Origin of the sequence: Mumia spirodelae (genome assembly GCF_050632745.1) — a bacterium.
Taxonomy (GTDB): domain Bacteria; phylum Actinomycetota; class Actinomycetes; order Propionibacteriales; family Nocardioidaceae; genus Mumia.
Map to the genome: position 1 here is coordinate 396,624 of NZ_JBODSD010000002.1, position 21,550 is coordinate 418,173.

Annotated in this window: 21 protein-coding genes; 4 read left to right on the top strand and 17 right to left on the bottom strand. The window is 72.6% G+C overall.

Annotated features, from left to right (window positions below):
• Nucleotides 1-2: 2 nt before the first annotated feature.
• A complete protein-coding gene (locus ACQSSQ_RS11505; protein WP_431327218.1) occupies nucleotides 3-1,238 on the bottom strand; it encodes a CpaE/TadZ family protein in 1,236 nt (411 codons plus the stop codon).
• Nucleotides 1,235-1,930 carry a hypothetical protein gene (locus tag ACQSSQ_RS11510; RefSeq protein WP_431327219.1) on the bottom strand — a complete coding sequence of 232 codons (696 nt, stop codon included), beginning with the start codon at nucleotides 1,928-1,930 and terminating at the stop codon, nucleotides 1,235-1,237. Before ACQSSQ_RS11510 ends, ACQSSQ_RS11505 begins: the two co-directional genes overlap by 4 nt.
• Before the next feature lie 129 nt (nucleotides 1,931-2,059).
• Here ACQSSQ_RS11510 and ACQSSQ_RS11515 point away from each other — a divergent pair, with 129 nt between their 5' ends.
• Complete coding sequence (locus ACQSSQ_RS11515; protein WP_431327220.1) at nucleotides 2,060-2,326, top strand: helix-turn-helix domain-containing protein; 267 nt, start codon at nucleotides 2,060-2,062, stop codon at nucleotides 2,324-2,326.
• Here ACQSSQ_RS11515 and ACQSSQ_RS11520 read toward each other — a convergent pair.
• Nucleotides 2,310-2,819 (bottom strand): hypothetical protein, encoded by a 510-nt coding sequence (locus ACQSSQ_RS11520; protein WP_431327221.1) that lies wholly within the window; start codon nucleotides 2,817-2,819, stop codon nucleotides 2,310-2,312. The genes ACQSSQ_RS11515 and ACQSSQ_RS11520 overlap by 17 nt on opposite strands.
• Nucleotides 2,820-2,918: 99 nt before the next feature.
• On the opposite strand from ACQSSQ_RS11520, the gene ACQSSQ_RS11525 reads away from it, so the two are divergent.
• Nucleotides 2,919-3,737, top strand: coding sequence for a LysM peptidoglycan-binding domain-containing protein (locus ACQSSQ_RS11525; RefSeq protein WP_431327222.1), 819 nt, complete (start codon nucleotides 2,919-2,921; stop codon nucleotides 3,735-3,737).
• Complete coding sequence (locus tag ACQSSQ_RS11530) at nucleotides 3,734-4,267, top strand: Rv3235 family protein (protein ID WP_431327223.1); 534 nt, start codon at nucleotides 3,734-3,736, stop codon at nucleotides 4,265-4,267. Before ACQSSQ_RS11525 ends, ACQSSQ_RS11530 begins: the two co-directional genes overlap by 4 nt.
• A gap of 264 nt (nucleotides 4,268-4,531) precedes the next feature.
• Here ACQSSQ_RS11530 and secA read toward each other — a convergent pair whose 3' ends face one another.
• The 14 genes from secA to ACQSSQ_RS11600 all read right to left on the bottom strand — a co-directional run bounded on the left by secA (nucleotide 4,532) and on the right by ACQSSQ_RS11600 (nucleotide 20,973).
• Complete coding sequence (gene secA / locus ACQSSQ_RS11535; protein ID WP_489685683.1) at nucleotides 4,532-7,258, bottom strand: preprotein translocase subunit SecA; 2,727 nt, start codon at nucleotides 7,256-7,258, stop codon at nucleotides 4,532-4,534.
• A 133-nt stretch (nucleotides 7,259-7,391) separates the two neighbouring features.
• Nucleotides 7,392-8,636, bottom strand: coding sequence for a winged helix-turn-helix domain-containing protein (locus tag ACQSSQ_RS11540; RefSeq protein ID WP_431327224.1), 1,245 nt, complete (start codon nucleotides 8,634-8,636; stop codon nucleotides 7,392-7,394).
• Entirely contained in the window at nucleotides 8,633-9,307 is a 675-nt protein-coding gene (locus ACQSSQ_RS11545; protein ID WP_431327225.1) for a response regulator, read from the bottom strand. The genes ACQSSQ_RS11540 and ACQSSQ_RS11545 overlap by 4 nt, the downstream gene beginning before the upstream one ends.
• 26 nt (nucleotides 9,308-9,333) lie before the next feature.
• Complete coding sequence (hpf, locus tag ACQSSQ_RS11550) at nucleotides 9,334-9,990, bottom strand: ribosome hibernation-promoting factor, HPF/YfiA family (RefSeq protein WP_431327226.1); 657 nt, start codon at nucleotides 9,988-9,990, stop codon at nucleotides 9,334-9,336.
• A 128-nt stretch (nucleotides 9,991-10,118) separates the two neighbouring features.
• Nucleotides 10,119-10,832 (bottom strand): ComF family protein, encoded by a 714-nt coding sequence (locus tag ACQSSQ_RS11555; protein WP_431327227.1) that lies wholly within the window; start codon nucleotides 10,830-10,832, stop codon nucleotides 10,119-10,121.
• A 124-nt stretch (nucleotides 10,833-10,956) separates the two neighbouring features.
• Nucleotides 10,957-12,726: an LpqB family beta-propeller domain-containing protein gene (locus ACQSSQ_RS11560; RefSeq protein ID WP_431327228.1), complete on the bottom strand. Its 1,770-nt coding sequence runs from the start codon at nucleotides 12,724-12,726 to the stop codon at nucleotides 10,957-10,959.
• Nucleotides 12,723-14,303: an MtrAB system histidine kinase MtrB gene (gene mtrB, locus ACQSSQ_RS11565; RefSeq protein ID WP_431327229.1), complete on the bottom strand. Its 1,581-nt coding sequence runs from the start codon at nucleotides 14,301-14,303 to the stop codon at nucleotides 12,723-12,725. The genes ACQSSQ_RS11560 and mtrB overlap by 4 nt, the downstream gene beginning before the upstream one ends.
• Before the next feature lie 65 nt (nucleotides 14,304-14,368).
• Entirely contained in the window at nucleotides 14,369-15,076 is a 708-nt protein-coding gene (gene mtrA / locus ACQSSQ_RS11570) for an MtrAB system response regulator MtrA (protein ID WP_431327989.1), read from the bottom strand.
• A gap of 55 nt (nucleotides 15,077-15,131) precedes the next feature.
• Nucleotides 15,132-16,562 carry an adenosylhomocysteinase gene (gene ahcY / locus ACQSSQ_RS11575; RefSeq protein WP_431327230.1) on the bottom strand — a complete coding sequence of 477 codons (1,431 nt, stop codon included), beginning with the start codon at nucleotides 16,560-16,562 and terminating at the stop codon, nucleotides 15,132-15,134.
• 61 nt (nucleotides 16,563-16,623) lie between these two features.
• The gene (locus tag ACQSSQ_RS11580; protein WP_431327231.1) at nucleotides 16,624-18,018 is read right to left on the bottom strand and encodes a threonine/serine exporter family protein; all 1,395 of its coding nucleotides are present in this window, start codon (nucleotides 18,016-18,018) and stop codon (nucleotides 16,624-16,626) included.
• Complete coding sequence (locus ACQSSQ_RS11585; RefSeq protein ID WP_431327232.1) at nucleotides 18,015-19,040, bottom strand: SIS domain-containing protein; 1,026 nt, start codon at nucleotides 19,038-19,040, stop codon at nucleotides 18,015-18,017. Before ACQSSQ_RS11585 ends, ACQSSQ_RS11580 begins: the two co-directional genes overlap by 4 nt.
• A gap of 19 nt (nucleotides 19,041-19,059) precedes the next feature.
• A complete protein-coding gene (locus ACQSSQ_RS11590; protein ID WP_431327233.1) occupies nucleotides 19,060-19,233 on the bottom strand; it encodes a Trm112 family protein in 174 nt (57 codons plus the stop codon).
• Entirely contained in the window at nucleotides 19,230-20,621 is a 1,392-nt protein-coding gene (locus ACQSSQ_RS11595) for a phosphomannomutase/phosphoglucomutase (protein ID WP_431327234.1), read from the bottom strand. The genes ACQSSQ_RS11590 and ACQSSQ_RS11595 overlap by 4 nt, the downstream gene beginning before the upstream one ends.
• Before the next feature lie 4 nt (nucleotides 20,622-20,625).
• On the bottom strand, nucleotides 20,626-20,973 hold the full coding sequence (locus ACQSSQ_RS11600; RefSeq protein ID WP_431327235.1) for a DUF3499 domain-containing protein: 348 nt from the start codon (nucleotides 20,971-20,973) through the stop codon (nucleotides 20,626-20,628).
• Between the two features lie 119 nt (nucleotides 20,974-21,092).
• Between ACQSSQ_RS11600 and ACQSSQ_RS11605 the strand changes: the two genes are divergently transcribed.
• Nucleotides 21,093-21,548: a metallopeptidase family protein gene (locus ACQSSQ_RS11605; RefSeq protein WP_431327236.1), complete on the top strand. Its 456-nt coding sequence runs from the start codon at nucleotides 21,093-21,095 to the stop codon at nucleotides 21,546-21,548.
• The last annotated feature ends 2 nt before the right edge of the window (nucleotides 21,549-21,550 follow it).

Below are 21,550 nucleotides of genomic sequence, written 5' to 3' on the forward strand. Positions count from 1 at the left end.
GGCTACGCCAGTTCGGGACGGCGGGCCGCGACATCGTCGACCAACGTGACCAACGCCGTACGGAACGCCGACCCCTGCGCCCCCTCGACCGGCGTGTAGCCGTGGACGAGGCAGTGGTCGATCGCCGCGCGGTCGTCAGGGACGAACGCGCACGGGCGCCGGCCCGTGAAGCGCTCGACGGCATCCGCGACCTCGCGCGCGCTCCACCCGAGCGTCGGCCGCATCCGGTTGACGACGACCTCGGGCTCGATGCCGAACCGCGTCCGCAGGTCGAGCACCGCACGGGTCAGGCGTGACAGCCCGACGGGATCAGGGCTGCCGACGACGAGCACACGGTCGGCGACGACGAGGGTGTGGTGCGTGACCGCGGTCCTGCGGGGCGCCGCGGAGTCGTAGCCCTGATCCTCGGCCTCGTCGACGGCGAACCCGACGTCCACGACGACGTCGTCGGCCAGCTCGCGCGCCGTCTCCAGCACCGCCTCGTACGCCGCGGCCCGGAGGCTCGGCCACCGGTCGGCTCGCGGCAGCCCGGTGAGGACGCCGAGGTCGGGATCGATCCACCGGAGGCAGCCGGCGAGGACCTCCGGGGCCAGCGTCCCCGCGTTGGCCTCGCGCGTCGCGGCGAGCAGGCCGCTGACCTCGTCCAGCAGAGCCAGCGCCGCCGCCTGCGTGCCGCCGTCGACGTCGGCGTCCACGAGCACCGTGCGTCTCCCCCGTGCCGCGAGCTCGGCGGCGACGGCCCGGGCGATCGTGCTGCGACCCGGGGCGCCCGCGGGCCCCCAGACCGCCGTGAGCACGCCGTCGCGCGCAACGCCGGCGTCGGGGACCGCCGCATCGTCACGACTCGTGGTCATCGGGGGCACCCCGTGCTCGGGCGTCGCGCTCCGCGCCGCGGTCGCGAGCTGGGGCACCGCGGACAGCCGTGTCCACGGGATCACGGAGACGATGCCGAGCGCCGACGCGCGGCGGTCCGCGTCCGGAGCCGGCATCGAACCGTCCACCACGGCGACCACCAGCACGTCGGTGCCGGCGATCCGCCGGACGGAGTCCGCGTCCAGCCCGGCCAGGCCGACCGACACGAGGGCCACCCCGACGGCACCGCTCGCGGCCGTAGCCACGGCGTCGGCGACGTCGACGCAACGGCGTACGACGTCGATCCCGTCGGTCTGCACCGCTGCGGCCACGAGGTCGGCCTCCCACGGTTCTCCACCGGCGGCGATGAGGACGGGGACGCTCACGAGGTGCCCGTCCGCCGCACCAGCGTCGCGCTGCCACCCGCAAGTGCCGCGAGCGCCCGTGGCAGGACCTGCCCGTGACCGTCCTCGACCAGCACGACCACGCTGCGCACCGAGGACTCGCCGAACGCCGTGCCGTCGCCGTGCACGGCGACGACCGTGACGTCGTCCAGCACACGACGCGCCGCCGCATCCCGCGCGTCCACGCCGGGATCGGCGGGAGCGACCCACACGTCGACCCGGTGGCCGGGCCCCAGGTCGGCGGGGAGGGCGGTGCCCGCCACCTGGAGCGGGACCTCCACGCCGCTCCGCCGGTCGCCTGTCGTGATCGCCGCCGCGGGGACGAGCTCACCGGCAGCGAGGTCCCGCGCCCAGGCCGCGTCGGTGACGCGCTGCGCGAGCGCCTCGGCATCGGGCTCGGTGAGGTAGGCGGAGACGACGTCGCCGTCGAGCCGCACGTCGACCCGCTCGAGATCGCCGACCCGCACCGGCTCGCCCGCCCGGACGTCGGCGGACAGCGCCCACACCTCCGTCGTCCGGGCGACGCTCGTGACGAGCACACCTCCGAGCAGCATCGACACGGCCACGAGCGCGATGCCCGCCACCGCGCGCGGGTGCGTCCAGCGAGGTCGTTGCAGGCGGCGCGTGTCGGCGCGCGGTGTCGCCGCGGCTCCTGGCCGCGAGAGCGGGGGCATGCGCCCTATTCATGCCGCACCGCCGACGATCCGTCCACCCTCTGTCCACAGAGCGTCCGCCGGATGCTCCGTCCACAGCACATCCGTGCAGGCGCGACCGGACCGGCGCGCGACTGGCAGAATCGAGCCATGCCTCTCGGATCCGAGTCACCCCGGTTCCTGCGGCTCTCGGACGTGGCCGACGTGCTCAACGTCTCGGAGCGGCAGGTCTACGCGCTGGTCCGCCGCGGTGACCTGCCGGCGATCAGGGTCGGCGGCCGTGGGGTCTGGAGGGTCGAGGCCGACGCGCTGGAGCGCTTCATCACGGACCAGTACGCCGCCGCCCGCGACCACATCGCCGCGCATCCGTTCGTCGAGGACGCCGACGCGGACGACGACGTCAGCGCGGACACCTGATCGCGGACACCGCGGCGTACGGCACGAGCTCACCGGCGATCTCGACGTAGTCGCTGCCTGCCCGAGAGGGCACTCCGCGCACGGTGCTGCCGTCGACGAGGAGCGCCACGACCGCGTCGCGGTCGCGGACGAAGGCCGACCACGCCTGCCGCCACGTCATCCGTCGCTGCACCTCGCTGCGCGTCGCCCGCGGCACCGCGCTGCCGGCCGTGACGCCGAGCACCTGGTCGACCGCGACGACCCAGTCGGTTGTCGCGTCGTGGTGCAGGAGCAGCCAGTCCGCCGTGGCGATCGCGAGCTCGCCGCGGACCGCGCCGACGGCCACCACCCGCAGCACCACCTCGCGACCGAGGCAACGATCCACCCAGGACACGGTCGCCGACCTCTCGACGGCGAGGTCCTCGATCGCACGGTCACGCTCCGTCTGTGACTCGCCGTCGGCCTGCAGGGCCAGGTCGGCCTCCACGGCGGCGAACCGCTCGTCCCACGTCATGCGGGCACTCTAGCGAGCGAGCGAATCTGTGGACGAAAGGTTGACTCCGTTATCTGGCGTACGCAAACGTAAGCAAACGTCATGAACGGAAGGGAACTGATGGACGCACGTCGCCGCACCGGCCTGGTCGCGCTGCTGCCGCTCGCCGTGCTCGTGCTCCTCGTCCGCCGCGTGCCGGAGGCCTGCACGAGCCTCACCTCGTCCACCGGGCCGTACCCGCCTCGCCTCGAGACCCTGCTCGGCGACGTCGCGGTGCTGGCGGCCGTCGCGGCGACGGCCTGGCTCACGCTGCTGAGCGCCGTGGCTCTCGCCTTCCGGGCGGCCCGTACGCCGGTCCCCGCGTGGGTCGTGTCCGCGGCTCCCCGGTCGTGGCGACCGGTGGTCGCGGCGCTCGCGGGCGCGGCAGTGCTCGTCGCGACCCCGGCCGCGGCGACGACGGGCGGGTCGGCCTCCCCTGGCTCGACCGGCGCGTCATCAGCCTCGGCCGCCGGCGTCCGGCCCCCGTCGTCGGTGCTGGAGGGACTTCCGCTCCCCGACCGGCCCGCGCGGTTCGTCGTAGCCGACCCGCTCCAGGGGCGCGGCGCGCCTGCCACCCCCCGCGCGGCCATGCCGCCGGACGCTCCCGCTCCCCGCGCAGTCCGGGTGGTCGCCGCACCCCGTGCCGAGCGATCCGTCCATCGGGTGCAACCGGGAGAGACGTTGTGGACCATCGCCGCCGACGAGCTCCGTGCGAGCGGCCGCACGGCGGACGCGACACGTGTCGACCGCTCGTGGCGTCGCTGGTACGCCGCGAACCGCGCCGTCATCGGCGACGACCCCGACGCCCTCCGCGCCGGCCTCCTGCTCCGCCGACCAGGCACCGCCTCGACGACCGACACTCCCGCGCTCAACCGACCCGACGAAGGAGATCCTCGATGACCGCTCCCGCCTCCGGAGCCGACCTGTACGCGCTCGACCGCGCCGGTCGCAAGCCCCCAGCCCGAGCCGTCCAGTGGTCGCTGCCGCTGGTCGAGGGGTCGCTCGCCCTGGCGACGGCTCCCCTGGCCGACCCCCATGCCGCTGCCATCGCGGAGCGACCGCGCCTGAGCCTCGTGCCGCCACCGGAGCGCGAGCTCGAGCAGCGCGCTGGAAGGTTCGTCCAGGCGGTGCTGGAGGTGACGGCGGGGACGCGACCGTTGCAGCAGCTCGTGCGGGTCGTCCGTCCTGACGTGTACGAGGAGATGCAGCACCGCCTCGCCGTCCTCGCGCGCGCGTCGACCCGCGCCCCTCGGGTCCCGGCTGCCGGCCGCGTCGCGAGCATCCGCGTCTACCGACCACGCGAGGACGCCGCCGAGGTCACCGCGCGCGTCGTCCGCGACGGACTGTCACGGGCGATCGCCGCACGGCTCGAGCTCGACACGGACCGCCGTGACCCGACGTGGGTCTGCGTGGCCCTCTGCTGGGTGTGAGGAGTGAGGCGGAGGTGGTCGGCGAGGAACGAGCCGCCCGCCGCAGCCGAGCCCCGCAGCACCCAGCACAAGACGGCACTGCTGGGTGTGAGGAGTGAGGCGGAGGTGGTCGGCGAGGAACGAGCCGCCCGCCGCAGCCGAGCCCCGCAGCACCCAGCACAAGACGGCACTGCTGGGTGTGACGCGTGAATGCGAAGGACCCGACATCGCGACCGGTTGGCGGCCGGGATGTCGGGTCCTTCGTCGTACGACGGGCGCCGCGCGTCAGCGGTTCTTCTTGCGCGACTTGCGCTGCTGCTTCGCCTTCTGACGGGCCTTCGCCTTGAGGTTGGCCTGCCGCGTCTTCTCCGTCTCGGACAGCGCGAACGGGTCGTCCTCCTCCTCGACGACGTCGACCTCGACCTCGCCGGTCTCGGTCGGCCCGCTGTAGGTGAGCTGCTGCGGCACGTTCTCCTGCAGGCCCTTGGCCGACAGCTCGACCTCGCCGTCCTGCTCGGGCTCGACCTGGACCTCGACGTTGAAGAGGTAGCCGACCGACTCCTCCTTGATCGAGTCCATCATCGCGGTGAAGAACTCGTGGCCCTCGCGCTGGTACTCGACGAGCGGGTCGCGCTGGCTGTACGCGCGCAGGCCGATGCCCTCGCGCAGGTAGTCCATCTCGTACAGGTGCTCACGCCACTTGCGGTCGACCACCGACAGCACGACTCGGCGCTCGAGCTCGCGCGTGACCTCCGCACCCAGCTCCGCCTCGCGGATCTCGTACGCCGCGCTGGCGTCGGCGGTGATCTTCTCGACGAGGATCTCGCGGGTCAGTCCGGACCGGCCACCGTGCTCGCCCTCGAGCTCGTCGACCGTGACCGACACCGGGTAGAGCGTCTTGAGCGCCGTCCACAGCGCGTCGAGGTCCCACTCGTCCGGGAAGCCCTGGGTGGCGCCGTTGACGTACCCCGTCACAGTGTCGTCGATCATCTCGCGCACCCACTCGGAGAGGTCCTCTCCCTCGAGGACCTTGCGGCGCTCGGCGTAGATGACCTCACGCTGACGGTTCATCACGTCGTCGTACTTGAGGATGTTCTTGCGAGTCTCGAAGTTCTGGCCCTCGACCTGCGACTGTGCCGACGCGATCGCGTTGGTCACGCGCTTGTTCTCGATCGGGACGTCGTCGGGGACCTTCATCGTCGTGAGGATGAAGTCGACCCAGTCGGCCTTGAAGAGGCGCATCAGGTCGTCCTGCAGCGACAGGTAGAAGCGGGTCGAGCCCGGGTCGCCCTGACGGCCGGAGCGACCACGCAGCTGGTTGTCGATGCGTCGCGACTCGTGACGCTCGGTGCCGATGACCGCGAGACCGCCCAGCTCGACGACCTCGTCGTGGTCGGCCTCGACCTGCTTCTCGACCTCGGCGATCATGTCGGGCCACGCGGCCTCGTACTCGTCCGGCGTCTCGACCGGGTCGAGACCCTTGGCCCGCAGCGCCTGGTCGGCCAGGAACTCCACCGAGCCACCGAGCATGATGTCGGTGCCTCGACCGGCCATGTTGGTCGCGACCGTGACGGCGCCCTTGTGACCGGCGACGGCGACGACCGAGGCCTCACGCTCGTGCTGCTTGGCGTTGAGGACCTGGTGGGCGATGCCGCGCTTCTTGAGCATCTTGGAGAGCCGCTCGGACTTCTCGACGCTCGTCGTGCCGACCAGGACCGGCTGCCCGATCTCGTGGCGCTCCGCGATGTCGTCGACGACCGCGTCGAACTTGGCCTCCTCGGTCCGGTAGACGAGGTCGCGCTCGTCGGCACGGGCGATCGGCTTGTTGGTCGGGATCGGGACGACGCCCAGCTTGTAGATCTTGTCGAACTCGGCCGCCTCGGTCATGGCCGTACCGGTCATGCCGGAGAGCTTGTCGTAGAGGCGGAAGTAGTTCTGGAGGGTGATCGTGGCGAGGGTCTGGTACTCCTCGCGGATCCGCACGCTCTCCTTGGCCTCGATCGCCTGGTGGAGGCCCTCGTTGTAGCGGCGGCCCTCCAGGATGCGGCCGGTGTGCTCGTCGACGATGAGGACCTCGCCGTCGATGACGACGTAGTCCTTGTCGCGCTTGAAGAGCTCCTTGGCCTTGATCGCGTTGTTGAGGAACGAGATCAGCGGCGTGTTGACGGCGTCGTAGAGGTTCTCGATGCCCAGGTGGTCCTCGACCTTGGTGATCGACGGCTCGAGCACGGAGACGGTGCGCTTCTTCTCGTCGACCTCGTAGTCGACGTCGCGCTCCATCGGGGCGACGATCGAGGAGAACTCGCCGTACCACTTCACCTCGTCCTGCGTGGGACCGGAGATGATCAGCGGGGTCCGCGCCTCGTCGATCAGGATCGAGTCGACCTCGTCCACGATCGCGAAGTTGTGCCCGCGCTGGACGCACTCCTCGATGGAGTCGGCCATGTTGTCGCGCAGGTAGTCGAAGCCGAGCTCGTTGTTGGTCGCGTACGTGATGTCGGCCTTGTAGGCCTCGCGCCGCTGGGCCGGGGTCATCGACGGCAGGATCACGTCGGTGGTCAGGCCGAGGAAGCCGTAGACGCGGCCCATCCACTCGGCGTGGTACTTCGCCAGGTAGTCGTTGACCGTGACCACGTGGACGCCCTTGCCGGACAGCGCGTTGAGGTAGCTCGGCAGGGTCGCGACGAGGGTCTTGCCCTCACCGGTCTTCATCTCGGCGATGTTGCCGAGGTGCAGCGCGGCACCGCCCATGACCTGGACGTCGAAGTGGCGCTGGCCGAGGACCCGCTTGGCCGCCTCGCGGACGGTCGCGAACGCCTCGGGCATGATGTCGTCGAGGCTCTCGCCCCCGGCGAGCCGCTCCTTGAACTCGTCGGTCATCGCGCGGAGCTCGTCGTCGCTCATCGCGACGAAGTCGTCCTCGAGGGCGTTGACCTGCTTGACGATGGCCTGCAGCTGACGAAGGATCTTGCCCTCGCCCATGCGCAGGATCTTGTCGATCACCTTGGGCACGGAATCGCACTCCTGAGAACTTGCTCGCCGAGCCGTCGCCGGGGGCCCTCGAGCAGGGCGGCCGTCCGACGGCAGAACCTCGACCATCCTAGGCGACCCGGGGTTGCAACCGTAACCGCATCGGAGATCACGGTCACACGGCAGCCGGCGCGGTCCCTCCGCCACCGGGCAGGACGTCGTCGACCACGCCCGCCAGGGCGTCCGCGAGATCCCCTCGCGGCTCGACCTCGACCGCGTCCAGGTCGAGCCACCCGGCCGCGGACCACAGCTGCTCGGCCAGCGCCACGGCGACCCGGTCCACCGCCACGCCCGGCTCCGCCCAGGCCGCCCGGACCAGCAGCCGCCGCGTCGCACGGTCGGCCTTGAGATCGACCCGCGCCACGATCGCGTCGTCGAGGAGGAACGGCAGGACGTAGTAGCCGTGCACCCGCTTGTGGGCGGGCACGTAGATCTCGATGCGGTAGCGGAAGCCGAACAGGTCCTCCGTCCGCGCGCGCTCCCACACCAGCGGGTCGAACGGGCTCAGCAGCGCCGCCGTCCGCACCCTGCGGGGCGTGGTGGCGGCGGTGTGCCGGTACGCCGGGCGCCGCCAGCCCTGGACCTGCACGGGCTCCAGGGTGCCCTCCTCGACGAGCTCGCGGACCGCCGTACGGGTCGCCGCGACGCTCATCCGGTAGTAGTCGCGCAGGCTCGCCTCGCTCGCGACGCCCGACGAGAGGGCGGCCCGCCGGACGAGCTCGCGCGCGGCGTCGGCCGGGTCGGGCTCCGGGACGTCCAGGACCGCCTTCGGGAGCACGCGCTCCGGCAGGTCGTACACCCGCTCGAACGCCCCGTTGCGCCGCGCCACCGCGAGCTCGCCGGCGAGGAAGAGGTATTCGAGGGCGAACTTGGTCTCCGACCAGTTCCAGCCCCAGTTGTCGCGGGACCGGTCGGTCGCGGGATCGAGGTCGCGTGCGGTCACCGCGCCCCGGGCGGCCACCTCGTGCAGCAGGTCGTCGGCGATCGCCGGACGTCCCTTGCGGCCACCCCAGGCGTGACCGCTGTCGCGGTAGTGCCGCATCCGGTGCTGCATCGTCGGCCACAGCTCGACGGGCATGTACGCGGCGACGTGCGCCCAGTACTCCACGAGGCGGCGCGGCCGCTTCTCCGCGGCGCGGTGCAGCAGCGCGGTGTCGTACGGGCCCAGCCGGCTGAACAGCGGCAGGTAGTGGGCGCGCTGCAGCACGTTGACCGAGTCGATCTGCAGCACCCCGGTGCGGGTGAGCGCGCGGTCGAGGGTGCGCAGCGTGACCCGGCTGTGGGGGCGGTCGGTGAACCCCTGGGCGGCGAGGACCGTACGACGCGCGGCTGCCGCCGACATCTCCTGAGGGCGGCTCACGGCAGGTCGAGCAGCCGTTCCCGGACGGCGTACGTCGCCGCCTCCACGCGCGACCGGAGCTGGAGCTTCTCCAGGATGTTGCGGACGTGGTTCTTGACGGTGTTCTCGCTGATGAACAGGGCGCGTGCGATCTCGCGGTTGTTGTGGCCCAGCGCGACCAGCCGCAGCACCTCGAGCTCGCGCTCGCTGAGCTTGGTGCCGCGCGGCTCCGGCTCTCCGCGGGTGGCGAGCTGGCGGAACTCCTCGAGCAGCCGGGTCGCGACCTGCGGGCTGATCAGCGACTGGCCCGAGGCCACCCTGCGGACGGCGTCGCTGACCTGGTCGACGGAGGAGTCCTTGAGCAGGTAGCCGGCCGCCCCGTTGCGGATCGAGTCGAGCAGGTCGCTCTCCTCGTCGCTGGCGGTCAGCATCACGATGCGGGCCGACGGCGCCGCCTCCTTGATGGCCCCGGCTGCCTCGGGACCGTTCATCCCGGGCATCCGGACGTCGAGCAAGACCACGTCCGGCGGGCTGGCCGTCGCCTTGGCGACCGCGGACAACCCGTCCTCCGCCTCCTCGATCTCCAGGCCCGGGTCGGCCTCGAGGACCATGCGGAGTCCGCGCCGGAACAGCTCTTGGTCATCGACCAGGAGGACCCGGATCGTCTCGGCATGATCGGCTGCGGAGGTCATCGCAGCCGATCATGCCATGAGCCGGGTCAGCCCACCGCTGCGTCCAGGCCGTCGACAGCGCCGGCCTGGTCGATGTGGATCACGCCGTAGTCGTAGCCGTGGCGGCGGTAGACGACGCTCGGGTGGCCCGAGTCCTTCTCCACGAAGAGGTAGAAGTCGTGCCCGACCATCTCCATCTCGTACAGCGCCTGGTCGAGCGTCATCGGGCTCGCCGTGTGCGTCTTCTCGCGGACCACCAGAGGGCCTTCGCCCCGGACCTCGACAGGACCCGCGTAGTGGACGGCGTCGATCGGCTCGTCCTCCTCGCTCGGTGTGCCGTCGCCGTTGGCGGTCGAGGCGAACTCCGCCACCGACATCGGCGTACGGCTGCCGCGGTGGACCCGCTTGCGGTCCTGGACCTTCCTCACCTGCGCCTCGAGCTTGTCGACCGCCTTGTCGAGGGCCGCCAGGGGATCGTCGGAGCAGGCTTCCGCGCGTACGACGGGCCCGCGTCCTCGGAGGGTGATCTCGACACGCTCGCAGCGTCCGCTCTGGCGGGGGTTGTACTCCTTGGTCAGCTCTACCTCGACGCGTTGGATCTTCTTCCGCTGGTCGTACTTCTCTATGCGGTGCGTCTTCTCGTCCACGTAGTCACGGAAACGCTGGCTGATCTCGCAGTTTCGGCCCTTGACGACAACTTCCACGAGGCCTCCTCGGGTGAGCGACGGCCACCGCTGACCGGTGACCGAGGCGCGGCGGGTGACGTTCACATGTCTCGACCGTAGACCGGTCCGTGACATTTCTCCACAGGAGCGACAGAACCGGTCGCGACTCACACCGGAGACCCCCGAGATGACGGTCGACGACGCCGGGTGGCCGCGATCGTCGCGACGGCGAGGGGTCGTGACCCGGCCGCCGACAGGGCCCGAACCGCCTCCGCAGCGCTCGCACCGGTCGTCAGGACGTCGTCGGTGACGACCACGCTCACGCGTCCCGGAAGCCGCCGCGCACGGTACGCGCCGGCGAGGTTGGCGGCGCGCTCCGCCGCGCCGAGCCCGGCCTGGTCGGCGACCCGCCCGACGCTCAGGACCGGCGTTGCCCGGGCACGGAGGCCTTGGCGCCGCAGGGCTGCCGCCGTCGCGCGCGCCAGCTGGGCCCCGGCGTCGAAGCCCCGTGCCCGCACCGCCCGGCGCCGTGACGGGACGGGGACGAGCACGACAGGCTCCCCGTCACCTCGTGCGGCGGCGAGGGCGACGCGCACCGCGCCGGCCAGGAGCAGGCCCAGCGGCCCCGCGAGGGCCGTGCGCGGCTCCTCCTTGTAGGCGTGCAGCACGTCCACGACCACACCGTCGTACGACGTCAGCGACACCGGCACCACGAGGGAGGGCACGAGGAGACCCTCCGGCACGGGATCGGGAGCGCGGACCGCGGGGCGGGCTCCGACGACACGACGGCAGGCGGCGCAGAGCACCTGACCCGGCGCCTGGCAGCCCGCGCACCGCACACCGAGCACCAGGTCGCCGGCCGCCGTCAGAAGATCCCGCACGCCCTCAGGGTGGAGCTTCGCGAGACGCTCTGCCCCGGCCGACGCTCCCCTGGGGACGGCGCTCCCCTGGGGACGACCTGCCTGGGGAGACGCTGCCCGGGGCGAGAGCGCCCTGCGGAGAGGCTCAGCCCGCGAAGCCGGCCGTGCTCACCGGGTCGCCCTCCGCCTGCTGCCAGCGGCCGTCGTTGTTCTGCGTCCAGAGCAGGCCCTCGGCGTCGAGGACGTACACCGGGGCGGACACCAGCCCGGCGGCGAGGACCTGCCGTGCGCTGTCCTGCGGGAGCAGCCCGACCTGCACCGCTCCCGTGACCGGGCTCGAGGAGTCGATCGCCACGAGGGTCACCTGCGGCGCACGTTCGTTCGCCTGCGCGAGGAGGGCGATCGACGTGCTCGTGCGCCATGCCGCGGAGAGCGGGACGCCGGTGTCGGCCGGAGTCGGGATCTCGCCGATGTCGACCAGCCCGATCACCTCCCCTGTCTCGGGGTCGTAGCGGATCGCGCCGACGTACAGTCCGTCGCTCCCGCCCACCCGGGCGGTGGCGAGGAAGCGCGCGCCGTCCGGCGACAGCTCGAACCCGGTCACCCGCCCCTTCGCGAGCGGCCCCAGGGCGATCGCGCGGGGCGCGGCGTCCGTCGGCCCGACCGTGAGCTGAGACCCGGCAGCGGTCCTGTCGACGGTCCACAACCGCCCCGCCTCGTCCCAGCTCGGGCGCAGCAGGTCGGTCCCCTGGCGCACCGTGACCAGCTGCGGCTCCCCCGCGAGCGGCGACACGCGGACGACCCGACGGCCGTCGTTGACGAGGGCGATGCGCTCGGCGTCCAGCGAGACCCGGAAGTCCTCCGACCGGACCGGCTCCGTCCCCCACGTCCCGGCGAACGGGCTCGTGCTGGTCCGCCCGACGACGACCAGCCGGCCCTCCATCATCGCGAAGAGCTGGGTGGAGCGGTCCGCGGCAGGGTCGTACTGCGTCCACGTGTCGAGCCGCTGCACCTGCGGCGTGTTGGGCAGCGAGATCGCACGGTCACCGAGGAGGATCTCGACGCCCGTGACGGTCGGGACCTGCCGCAGGCTCCAGACCAGCTGGGCCGACAGGCGCTCGCGGTCGTCGAGCGGCATCCCCGAGTCGGAGCCGTCGAACCGGATCACGGCCACGCCCTCGTCGTCGATCTCGACCGGACGGGCGAGCGCCCAGGTGTCGGGCAGGAACGTGCGCGCCTGGCCGCCGACCGCGCCGCGCGGACCCTTGAGCACCGACGACACGAGGTACGTCGGGAGGTTCTCGTCGTCGGGCAGGTGCACCGGCTCCGCGACGAGCTGCTTGCCCGCGGCGTCGAAGAAGTAGCTGTTCAGCGAGTCGTAGTAGTCCTCGAAGAAGTCCTGCTTGATCATCGCCCCCGGCGGCGGGTCGGCGATGCGCCACTGCTCGTCCTCCAGCACCAGCGTGAGGTCGAGCCGCTCCTCCCGCGACGCCGGAACGGTGAACCGTCCCTGGTCGGTCAGCACCGCCTCGCGGACGAGGTCGACGGCGACGCTCTCGCCCCCGGTCCGCGCCTCCGGCAACGAGACGGAGGTCTGCGAGTAGACGGTCACCGAGTCACGGGGACGCCAGTCCTCCGACGCGCCCTTGGTGAGGAACCGGCGCGCGATGTCGTAGCGCACCGGCGAGGCCATCATCGCCTGGAGGAAGCCGTTGACGATCTCGTTCGGGGATGCCCCGTCGACCGGGCCCGCGGGGCGGAACCGGGCCGGGGACACCTGCTCGGGGCGCCCGCCCTCGACCGTGCGGACGGGTCCCTGGTCCGGGATGGACACACACCCCGCGAGGACCGTCGCGAGCGCGAGCAGGACGCCGGCCGTACGGCTGGGGCGACGTCGCGCGGCGGTGCGGGTCATCGGACGCCTCCCGTGCGGTCGTACGCGTGCCCGCTGTCGGGCACCAGCGGCAGCGGCGAGCGCTGAGGGTCCTCGCCGGCCTGCTTCGGGAGCGTGAGGCGGAACTGCGCACCGAGCCCCGGCTCGCCCCAGGCCTGCAGCCAGCCCCCGTGCAGCACGGCGTCCTCGAGCGCGATCGCGAGCCCGAGGCCGGTGCCGCCGCGGCTGCGCTCCCGGGCCGGGTCGGCACGCCAGAACCGGTTGAACACGAGCTGCGACTGCCCCGGCTCGAGGCCGACCCCGTAGTCGCGCACCGCGATCGCCGCGCTCGTCGTGCCGTGGGCGACCACGATCTCGACCCACTCCGACCCGGAGTAGTGGATCGCGTTCGCGACCAGGTTGCGCACGATCCGCTCGATGCGGCGGACGTCCGCCTCGACCACCGCAGGGCCGTCGTGGTCGACGACGCGGAGCCGGACCCCGTGCCGCTCGGCGAGCGGCCCGTACTGGACGCACACCCGCTCGGCCAGCTCGACGAGGTCGACGGCTTCGAGGTCCAGCCGTGCGGCACCCGCGTCGAACCTGCTGATCTCCAGCAGGTCGCTGAGCAGCGACTCGAAGCGGTCCAGCTCGGCCTGGAGCAGCTCGGCGGACCGCTGCGAGCTGGGGTCGAAGTGGTCGCGGTTGTCGTACAGGAGGTCGGCGGCCATCCGCACGGTCGCGATCGGCGTCCGCAGCTCGTGCGACACGTCGGAGACGAACCGGTGCTGGAGGCGCGACAGCTCCTCGAGCTGCCGGATCTGGCGCTGCAGGCTCTCGGCCATCCGGTTGAACGACACGGACAGCCGGGCGATGTCGTCCTCGCCGCGGACGACCATCCGCTCCTCGAGCCGGCCGTCGGCGAGCCGCTCCGCGATCCGTCGCGCGAGCCGGACCGGCGTGACGACCTGGCGGGTCACCAGCCACGCGACCCCGGACGACAGGACGATCAGGGCCAGCCCGGCGTACAGCAGCGAGTTGCGCACCAGCGCGAGCGTCCGCTCCTGGTCGGCCATCGGGAACGCGTAGTAGAGCGCGTACGTCTGCGTCCCGTCGGGCATCCGCAGCACGTCGCCGACGAGGATGGCCGAGGACTCCTCGCCGGTGTCGCCGAGCTGCATGGTGCTGAACGTGTACGCGATGCCCTCCCCCTCGGCGACGGTGCTGGCGAGGTCGTCGGGGATGCTCTGGGACGCGATGCCCGACGACGAGACGACGGCCGGGTCACCGTCGCCGGTCGGGTCGAGCGGGCCCTCGAGGAGGACCTGGTACGACGGTGGTGACCCCGACCGCGACGCGAGGTCGGTGACGAGCGTGCGCAGGACGTCGGTCTCCGAGGACGCGTCGGAGACCGCGCTGACGTCGAGCGTCTGCTGCGCGGCGCTGAAGCCGGCGCGGGCCTCGGAGAGCGCGACGGTGCGCCGCGCCTCCACCATGCCGTCCGCGACACCCTGGAGCATCAGCCAGCCGACGCCGCCGATCACGAGGGTGCTGATCGCGATCGTGGTGATGACCACGCGCGCCTGGATGGAGCGCCGCCACAGCGACGCCGCAGGCATCAGCGCACCGCGAACCCTCAACAGCCCGCGGCGCAACCATCTCGGCGCCCGCGACGCCATGGCCCTCAGGAGCCCCCGGCCTTGTAGCCGACCCCGCGGACCGTCACGATGACCGTGGGGTTGTCGGGATCGGGCTCGACCTTCGACCGGAGCCGCTGGACGTGCACGTTGACCAGCCGCGTGTCGGCGGCGTGGCGGTATCCCCACACCCGCTCGAGCAGCACCTCACGGGTGAAGACCTGGCGCGGACTCCGGGCGAGGCACACCAGCAGGTCGAACTCGAGCGGCGTGAGCGACAGCTCCTCCGAGCCGCGGCGCACGGCGTGGCCGCGGACGTCGATCTCGAGGTCGCCCACGGTGAGGAGCTCGGGGTCGGGCTGGTGGTGCACCCGGGTCCGCGCTCGCACGCGCGCGATCAGCTCCTTGGGCTTGAACGGCTTGACGACGTAGTCGTCGGCGCCGGACTCGAGCCCCAGCACGACGTCCACCGTGTCGCTCTTGGCCGTGAGCATGACGATCGGCACGCCGGACTCGGCGCGGATCTGCTTCGCGACGTCGATGCCGTTCATGCCCGGGAGCATGACGTCGAGCAGCACCAGGTCGGGCTGGTAGGAGTGGAAGGCGTCCATGGCCGCCGTCCCGGTGGACGCGACGGACGTGTCGAACCCCTCGGCCCGCAGCACGATCGTCAGCATCTCGGCGAGCGCACGGTCGTCGTCGACCACGAGGATCTTGCCCCCGTAGCGGGTGGGTGCCGGCGGGTCCTCGGTCACCGCCGGCTCCCTGACAGCGTCGTTGCCGTCCACGCCTGATCTCCTCGCCGCAGCCTCAGTACCGGTAGTGGTCGGACTTGTAGGGGCCCTCCACCGCGACACCGAGGTAGCTCGCCTGGTCACCGGTGAGCTCGGTCAGCTCCACCCCGAGCGCGCCGAGGTGGAGGCGTGCGACCTCCTCGTCGAGGTGCTTGGGCAGCGTGTAGACGCCGACCGGGTACTCCGAGTTCTTGGTGAAGAGCTCGATCTGCGCCAGCACCTGGTTGGTGAACGAGTTGGACATCACGAACGACGGGTGGCCGGTGGCGTTGCCGAGGTTGAGCAGTCGCCCCTCGCTCAGCACGATGACGGAGTTGCCGTTGGGCAGCGTCCAGAGGTCGACCTGCGGCTTCACGTTCTTCTTGGTCACGCCCGCCGTCGCCGCGAGACCGGCCATGTCGATCTCGTTGTCGAAGTGGCCGATGTTGCCCAGGATCGCCTGGTGCTTCATCCGGCCGATCTGCTCGGCGGTCACGACGTCCTTGTTGCCGGTCGCCGTGATGACGATGTCGGCCTGCTCGATGACCGAGTCCAGGCGGGCGACCTGGTAGCCGTCCATCGCGGCCTGCAGCGCGCAGATCGGGTCGATCTCGGTCACGATCACGCGCGCACCCTGGCCGCGCAGCGACTCCGCGCAGCCCTTGCCGACGTCGCCGTAGCCGCAGACCACCGCGACCTTGCCGCCGATCAGGACGTCGGTGGCGCGGTTGATGCCGTCGATGAGCGAGTGGCGGCAGCCGTACTTGTTGTCGAACTTCGACTTGGTCACCGAGTCGTTGACGTTGATCGCCGGGAAGAGCAGCGTGCCCTCCTTGAAGCGCTCGTAGAGGCGCAGGACGCCGGTGGTGGTCTCCTCGGTGACGCCCTGGACGCTGTTGCCGATGCGGGTCCAGCGCTGCGGGTCGGCCTCGAGGCTGCGCGCGAGGACCCGGAGGACCTCCTTGAGCTCCAGGTTGTCGGTCGAGTCCTGCGACGGGACCTCGCCGGCCTTCTCGTACTCCACGCCGAGGTGCAGGAGCATCGTGGCGTCGCCGCCGTCGTCGAGGATCATGTTGGGGGTCTCGCCGTTGGGCCAGACGAGGATCTGCTCCGCGAGGTCCCAGTACTCGGCGAGGGTCTCGCCCTTCCAGGCGAAGACCGGGACACCCTGCGGGTCGTCGACGGTGCCGTTGCGTCCCACCACGACCGCGGCCGCGGCCTCGTCCTGCGTCGAGAAGATGTTGCAGCTCGCCCAGCGCACCTCGGCGCCGAGGTCGACGAGCGTCTCGATGAGGACGGCGGTCTGCACCGTCATGTGGAGCGAGCCGGCGATCCGGGCGCCCGAGAGCGGCTTGCTGTCGCCGTAGCGCGCACGCATCGCCATGAGGCCGGGCATCTCGTGCTCGGCGAGGGTGATCTCCGTGCGGCCGCGCTCGGCCAGGGTCAGATCAGCAACCGAAAAGTCCATTGCACCATCGTAGCCGCGCGGTGGAGGCGATCGGCCAGGCGTGCCGTGCGCACGCCGGCGCTCACTGCCTCGGGCGTGCGGCCGTCCTTGCCTGGAGGTCGCGCACCTCGCGCGTCAGCGCGGTCCCCACGAGGAAGCCGAGCGCGATCGAGAAGAGCGACAGGAACGTCGTGAGCAGCGCCTGCACGCCCGCGGCCGACCCGCTCGCCGCCTCGCCGAGGCTGATGAACCCGATCGCCCCCGGGACCAGGAACCAGAACGCGGCGAGCAGCATCACCATCGACGTCGGTGCCGTCCTGAACGCCGCGGCGAACCGCGTGAACGGGACGACCGCGAGCGCCCCGAAGAAGCCCGACAGCGTGGCACCGAAGAGCTCGCCGCCGATGCGCTGCGCGACGTACGCGACGAGCAGCGCGAGCACGAGCCACACGAGCGAGCGCGGCGGCGCGGACTGGAACAGCAGGTAGCCGACCGACACGCACACGACGCCCGCGAACGGCGCCCACGCACCGAGGGGCTCGCCGGTCGTGGTGTCGGGGAGGCCGCCCGCGACCTGCACGCCGACCACGACGCCGAAGGTGAGCAGCAGCAGCTGCGCCGTGCCGTACACGATCCGTGACGCGCCCGCGACGACCTGGTTGCTGGTCAGCTCGACCGCGGCGACGGTGAGCGTGAGGCCGGGAAGGAACGTGACCAGCGACGGCGCGATGATGCGCAGCGGCTCGTCCCCCACCGTGCCGGCGACGAACGCGCAGGTGATCACGGTGACCGTGAAAGCGGCGAACACCGGCAGCGCCGCCTGCAGCGTCGGGACGGCCCGGGCGATCAGGCGGAGCACGCCGACGACGAGGCCGAGCGCGGCGTACGCCCCCAGCGCCGCAGCGTGCGGGTTGAGGCTCAGACCGAACCCGACGCACAGCACGACGTAGCCGACCGTCGCGGTGAACGTCCCGAACCGCGGGTCCGACGCGCGCACCGCGTCGATCCGCTCGACCGCCTCGGCAGGGACGAGGTGGCCCGCCATCGCCTCGGTCACGAGCTGCTCGATCGCGCCCGCCTGGTCGAGGCGCGAGTCCGTGGAGCGGATAGGCTCGATCTCGGTCCGGTGCTCCGTCTCGTCGCCGTCGGTGCTCTCGATCTCGATGATCACCACCGTCGGGAGGACCACGGCGCGCACCGTCTCGACCCCGTACGCCTTCGCGATCGTGCGGATGCTCTCCTCGACGAGGTTCGCGGGTTGTCCGACCTCGAGCTGCGCGGCGGCGAACGCACGCAGCATCGCGAGGATCTCGGCACCGGACGGCGCGGCGTCGGGCGGCTCGACCTCGTCGGGCTGCTTGAGGATCCTGCGGGCGACCGCCGCGACACCGGAGCGCCACCAGTCCGACGTGCGCCGTCGACGCGACACCGCCCGTTCGCCGGGCGGCGCGTCGGGCGGCTCGTCGGGCGTGCTCACCGCCCGAGCCCGATCGCGAGGTACGCCGCCGCGTAGCTCCCGGTCGCCACCAGCGACGCGTACCGTGCGACCTCGCCACCCTCGACCGACACCACGTCGTCGTGCCGGACACCCTGGGTCTCGGCCGCCCCCAGGAGGTGGCTCCGGTCGACGCGCACGGTCGGCGCCTCGACGCGGTCGTCGAGCAGGACGAGGAAGGGCGACGGCCCGCCGACCGGGTCCTCGAACGGGTCGGCGAAGACGTCGCGCTGCGGGCTCGCCTGCAGCACGGCGACCAGGTCCTCGGCCTCTGCCGCGAGCGCCGGGCGCGCCGAGACGCGTCGCAGGGCCTCCGCCCACCGGCGGGCCGCACGCGCCGCGAGCACGCTCCCGCCCCAGACCAGCGGGACCGTGTCGCCGAGCCCGCTCGCGAGCTGCTTGGCGTGGTTGCTGCCGAGGTCGTGGAACGGCGAGCAGCCGACCGCGACGGAGTCGAGCGCGCGGGCGACCTCCTCGGAGTCGACGGGCGGCGCGAGGCCCAGCGCCGCGAGCGCCTGGAGGGCAACCACCGAGGTGGCGAGAGGGTCGGCCGTGGCGGTCGGGAGCACGGTGGTCCACCGCGACGCGGCGACCTCGGCGAGCGCGGAGGTGGCCGGCGCGACCAGCAGCAGCGGGCACCCGCGGCGTACGGCCTCGGCCGCCGCCGAGTGCGCCGCCGGGCCGTCCGGTGCACCGAGCACCACCACGAGGTCGAGGCTCCCGGCCCATCCGGGCAGACCGGGGCCGGGCCACGCCAGGAACGGCACCGGGCAGACCGGCTCGAGGACGGCGCGCAGCAGCCGCGCGGGCTGGCCCGCGGCCACGACGGCACGCGGACGCTGGTCTGCGTCGTTCCCGAGCGTCGCGACGACCTCGCCCGCGGTGTGGGTGTCCATGCGGACCCGAGCGCCCGACTCGGCGAGGTCGCGCAGGACGGGGTCGGCCCGCGTCAGGGCCCGTTCGTCGTCCAGCAGCCCGTCGTCGAAGGACCCATCGTGGAACATGACTCCCCCGTCGTCCGCGTCAGTCCGTCAGGCTGCGGGCCTCGCCGACGAGCATCACCGGGATGTCGTCGCGCACCGGGTAGGCGAGCCGGCACAGGTGGCAGACGAGCTCGTCGCGGTCCACGTCCACGGCGAGCGTGGCGCGGCACTGCGGGCAGACGAGGATCTCGAGCAGCGCGGGATCGAGGTTCATGAGGGCTCCTCCTGGTGGACGAGGGCGAGGACGGCGTCCCGGACTTCGGTCATCGTGGCCTCGTCGTCGGCCTCGACGTTGAGACGCAGCAGCGGCTCGGTCTGGGAGCTGCGGAGGTTGAACCACCACGTCGGGGCCGTGACGGTGAGGCCGTCGAGACGGTCCTGGTCGTGGTCGGCGTACGCCGCGGCGACCCGTGCGGTGACCGCGGCGGCGTCGGCGACGCGGCTGTTGAGCTCGCCCGAGGACGGGTAGCGCTCGTACTGGCCGACGACCTCCGACAGCGGCTGTCCGGCGGCGTTCATCGCGGCCATCACGTGCAGCGCGGCCAGCATGCCCGAGTCGGCGAGGGAGAAGTCCCGGAAGTAGTAGTGACCCGAGTGCTCGCCTCCGAAGACGGCGCCCGTGCGTGCCATCTCGGCCTTGATCAAGGAGTGGCCCACCGGCGTACGGACGGGGGTGCCGCCGTTCTCGAGGATCACCTCGCGCACGGCGCGGGAGGTGATGACGTTGTGCAGGATCGTCTCGCCGGGGTGCTTCGCGAGCTCGCGGGCGGCGATCATCGCGGTCACTGCCGACGGCGAGACCAGCTCGCCCCGCTCGTCCACGACGAAGCAGCGGTCGGCGTCGCCGTCGAAGGCCAGGCCGAGGTCGGCGCCCTGCTCGCGCACCGCCTTCTGGAGGTCGACCAGGTTGGTCGGGTCGAGCGGGTTGGCGGGGTGGTTGGGGAAGGTGCCGTCGAGGTCCATGTAGAGCCCGTGCAGCTCGACGTCGAGGTGGGCGAAGACCGCCGGCACGATGAGGCCGCCCATGCCGTTCGCCGCGTCGACGACGACCTTGAGCGGACGCGGTCCCGACGGCACGGCCACCAGCTCGGTGACCCGCAGCGCGTAGGCCGTGAGCGCGTCGCGCGCCACCACCGATCCCTGCGCGAGCACCGGCTCGACACCCGCGACCGCACGGTCGGCGATCGCGGACAGACCGGTGTCGCGCCCGATCGGCCGGGCGCCGGCACGGCAGAGCTTGAGACCGTTGTCACCGCTCGGGTTGTGGCTCGCGGTGACCATGATCCCCGGCAGGTCCCACGCGCCGGAGGCGAAGTAGAGCATGTCGGTGGACGCGAGACCGATGGCGACGACGTCCGCGCCGGTGCTCGTCACGCCCGCGGCGAGCGCCTCGGCCAGGTCGGGGGACGTGACCCGCATGTCGTGGCCGATGACGACCGATCCGGCAGCCCCGTCGTCGCCCGGGGCGGCCCCGGTCTCGACGGCGAAGGCGGCGCCGAGCGCCCGCGCCACGTCGGCGTCGAGCACCTCGGGCGACGCGCCGCGCACGTCGTACGACTTGACGAGCTCCGTGAGGCGCTCGGCGAGGTTGTCAGGGGTCATGCGATCAGTCCTGGGGTCCGAGGACGCGGAGGTGCCCGCGTCGGGGGGTGTCGGTCGGGCCTGCCACCGGCGGCGGCACCTGGGCCGCCTCGCGCACCGCGTCGGCGAGCGCCTCGAGGTCGTCGGCCGTCGGCGCCTGCGCCGCGGCGAGGTCGATCTCCAGACGGAGCACCTCCCAGCCCTTGGGGGCGGAGAGGCGCTCGGCGTGGTGCTCGCACAGGTCGTAGCTGTGCGGCTCGGCGTAGACGGCCAGCGGCCCCAGCACCGCGGTCTTGTCGGCGTACACGTAGGTCAGCGTCGCGACGGCGGAGCGCAGGCACGCGGGGCGGGTGCATCGGCGCAGGGGGCTCACCCCGCGAGGGTAGCGTGCCGCACCCGCTCGCCGGGACGCGGCGCACCGCCTCGCAGGGTGGGCCGCGCGGGCTCGGCGGCGTCCTTGCGGGCCTCGACCGGTCGGGGTAGAAGGAGGAGGTGACCTCCCGCTCGAACCCCCGCGTGCCACCGCTCGACACCGTCCGCGGCGGGAGCCGGCGCGACCGGCGCGGTCGGGGGTTCCGCGGCCCGGTGGCGATCCCGGGCCCGCTGTCGCCGCGCGGCGTCCCCGGCGGCTGGGACCGGCGCGCGCAGTTCGACACCGCCGTCCTCGGCGCCGTCGCCCGGCTGCGGCCCCGGCACGCGGCCGCGCTGGAACAGCTCGACGTCGCGGTCGAGGACGTGCCGGTGCTGCCCCGCCGGTGGCGCGACGAGGTGCCGCTCGGCACGGTCGTCCCCGACCGGGAGCGGCCGAGGGTGGTCCTCTTCCGTCAGCCCGTCCAGCACCGCGCGACGTCGCGGGCCGACCTCGACGACCTCGTGCTCAGCGTCCTCGTCGACCAGCTCGCCGCGCTGTGGCGGTGCGACCCCGAGGAGCTCGACCCGCGGGCGTGATG

What these genes read in the sequence shown, in the direction of transcription:
- ACQSSQ_RS11510 (WP_431327219.1), bottom strand. Translation starts at nt 1,930, where the DNA reads ATGCCCCCGCTCTCGCGGCCAGGAGCCGCGGCGACACCGCGCGCCGAC.
- ACQSSQ_RS11545 (WP_431327225.1), bottom strand. Translation starts at nt 9,307, where the DNA reads ATGACCTCCGCAGCCGATCATGCCGAGACGATCCGGGTCCTCCTGGTC.
- ACQSSQ_RS11530 (WP_431327223.1), top strand. Translation starts at nt 3,734, where the DNA reads ATGACCGCTCCCGCCTCCGGAGCCGACCTGTACGCGCTCGACCGCGCC.
- ACQSSQ_RS11520 (WP_431327221.1), bottom strand. Translation starts at nt 2,819, where the DNA reads ATGACGTGGGACGAGCGGTTCGCCGCCGTGGAGGCCGACCTGGCCCTG.
- ACQSSQ_RS11590 (WP_431327233.1), bottom strand. Translation starts at nt 19,233, where the DNA reads ATGAACCTCGATCCCGCGCTGCTCGAGATCCTCGTCTGCCCGCAGTGC.
- ACQSSQ_RS11595 (WP_431327234.1), bottom strand. Translation starts at nt 20,621, where the DNA reads ATGACCCCTGACAACCTCGCCGAGCGCCTCACGGAGCTCGTCAAGTCG.
- ACQSSQ_RS11560 (WP_431327228.1), bottom strand. Translation starts at nt 12,726, where the DNA reads ATGACCCGCACCGCCGCGCGACGTCGCCCCAGCCGTACGGCCGGCGTC.
- mtrB (WP_431327229.1), bottom strand. Translation starts at nt 14,303, where the DNA reads ATGCCTGCGGCGTCGCTGTGGCGGCGCTCCATCCAGGCGCGCGTGGTC.
- ACQSSQ_RS11515 (WP_431327220.1), top strand. Translation starts at nt 2,060, where the DNA reads ATGCCTCTCGGATCCGAGTCACCCCGGTTCCTGCGGCTCTCGGACGTG.
- ACQSSQ_RS11525 (WP_431327222.1), top strand. Translation starts at nt 2,919, where the DNA reads ATGGACGCACGTCGCCGCACCGGCCTGGTCGCGCTGCTGCCGCTCGCC.
- ACQSSQ_RS11585 (WP_431327232.1), bottom strand. Translation starts at nt 19,040, where the DNA reads ATGTTCCACGATGGGTCCTTCGACGACGGGCTGCTGGACGACGAACGG.
- ahcY (WP_431327230.1), bottom strand. Translation starts at nt 16,562, where the DNA reads ATGGACTTTTCGGTTGCTGATCTGACCCTGGCCGAGCGCGGCCGCACG.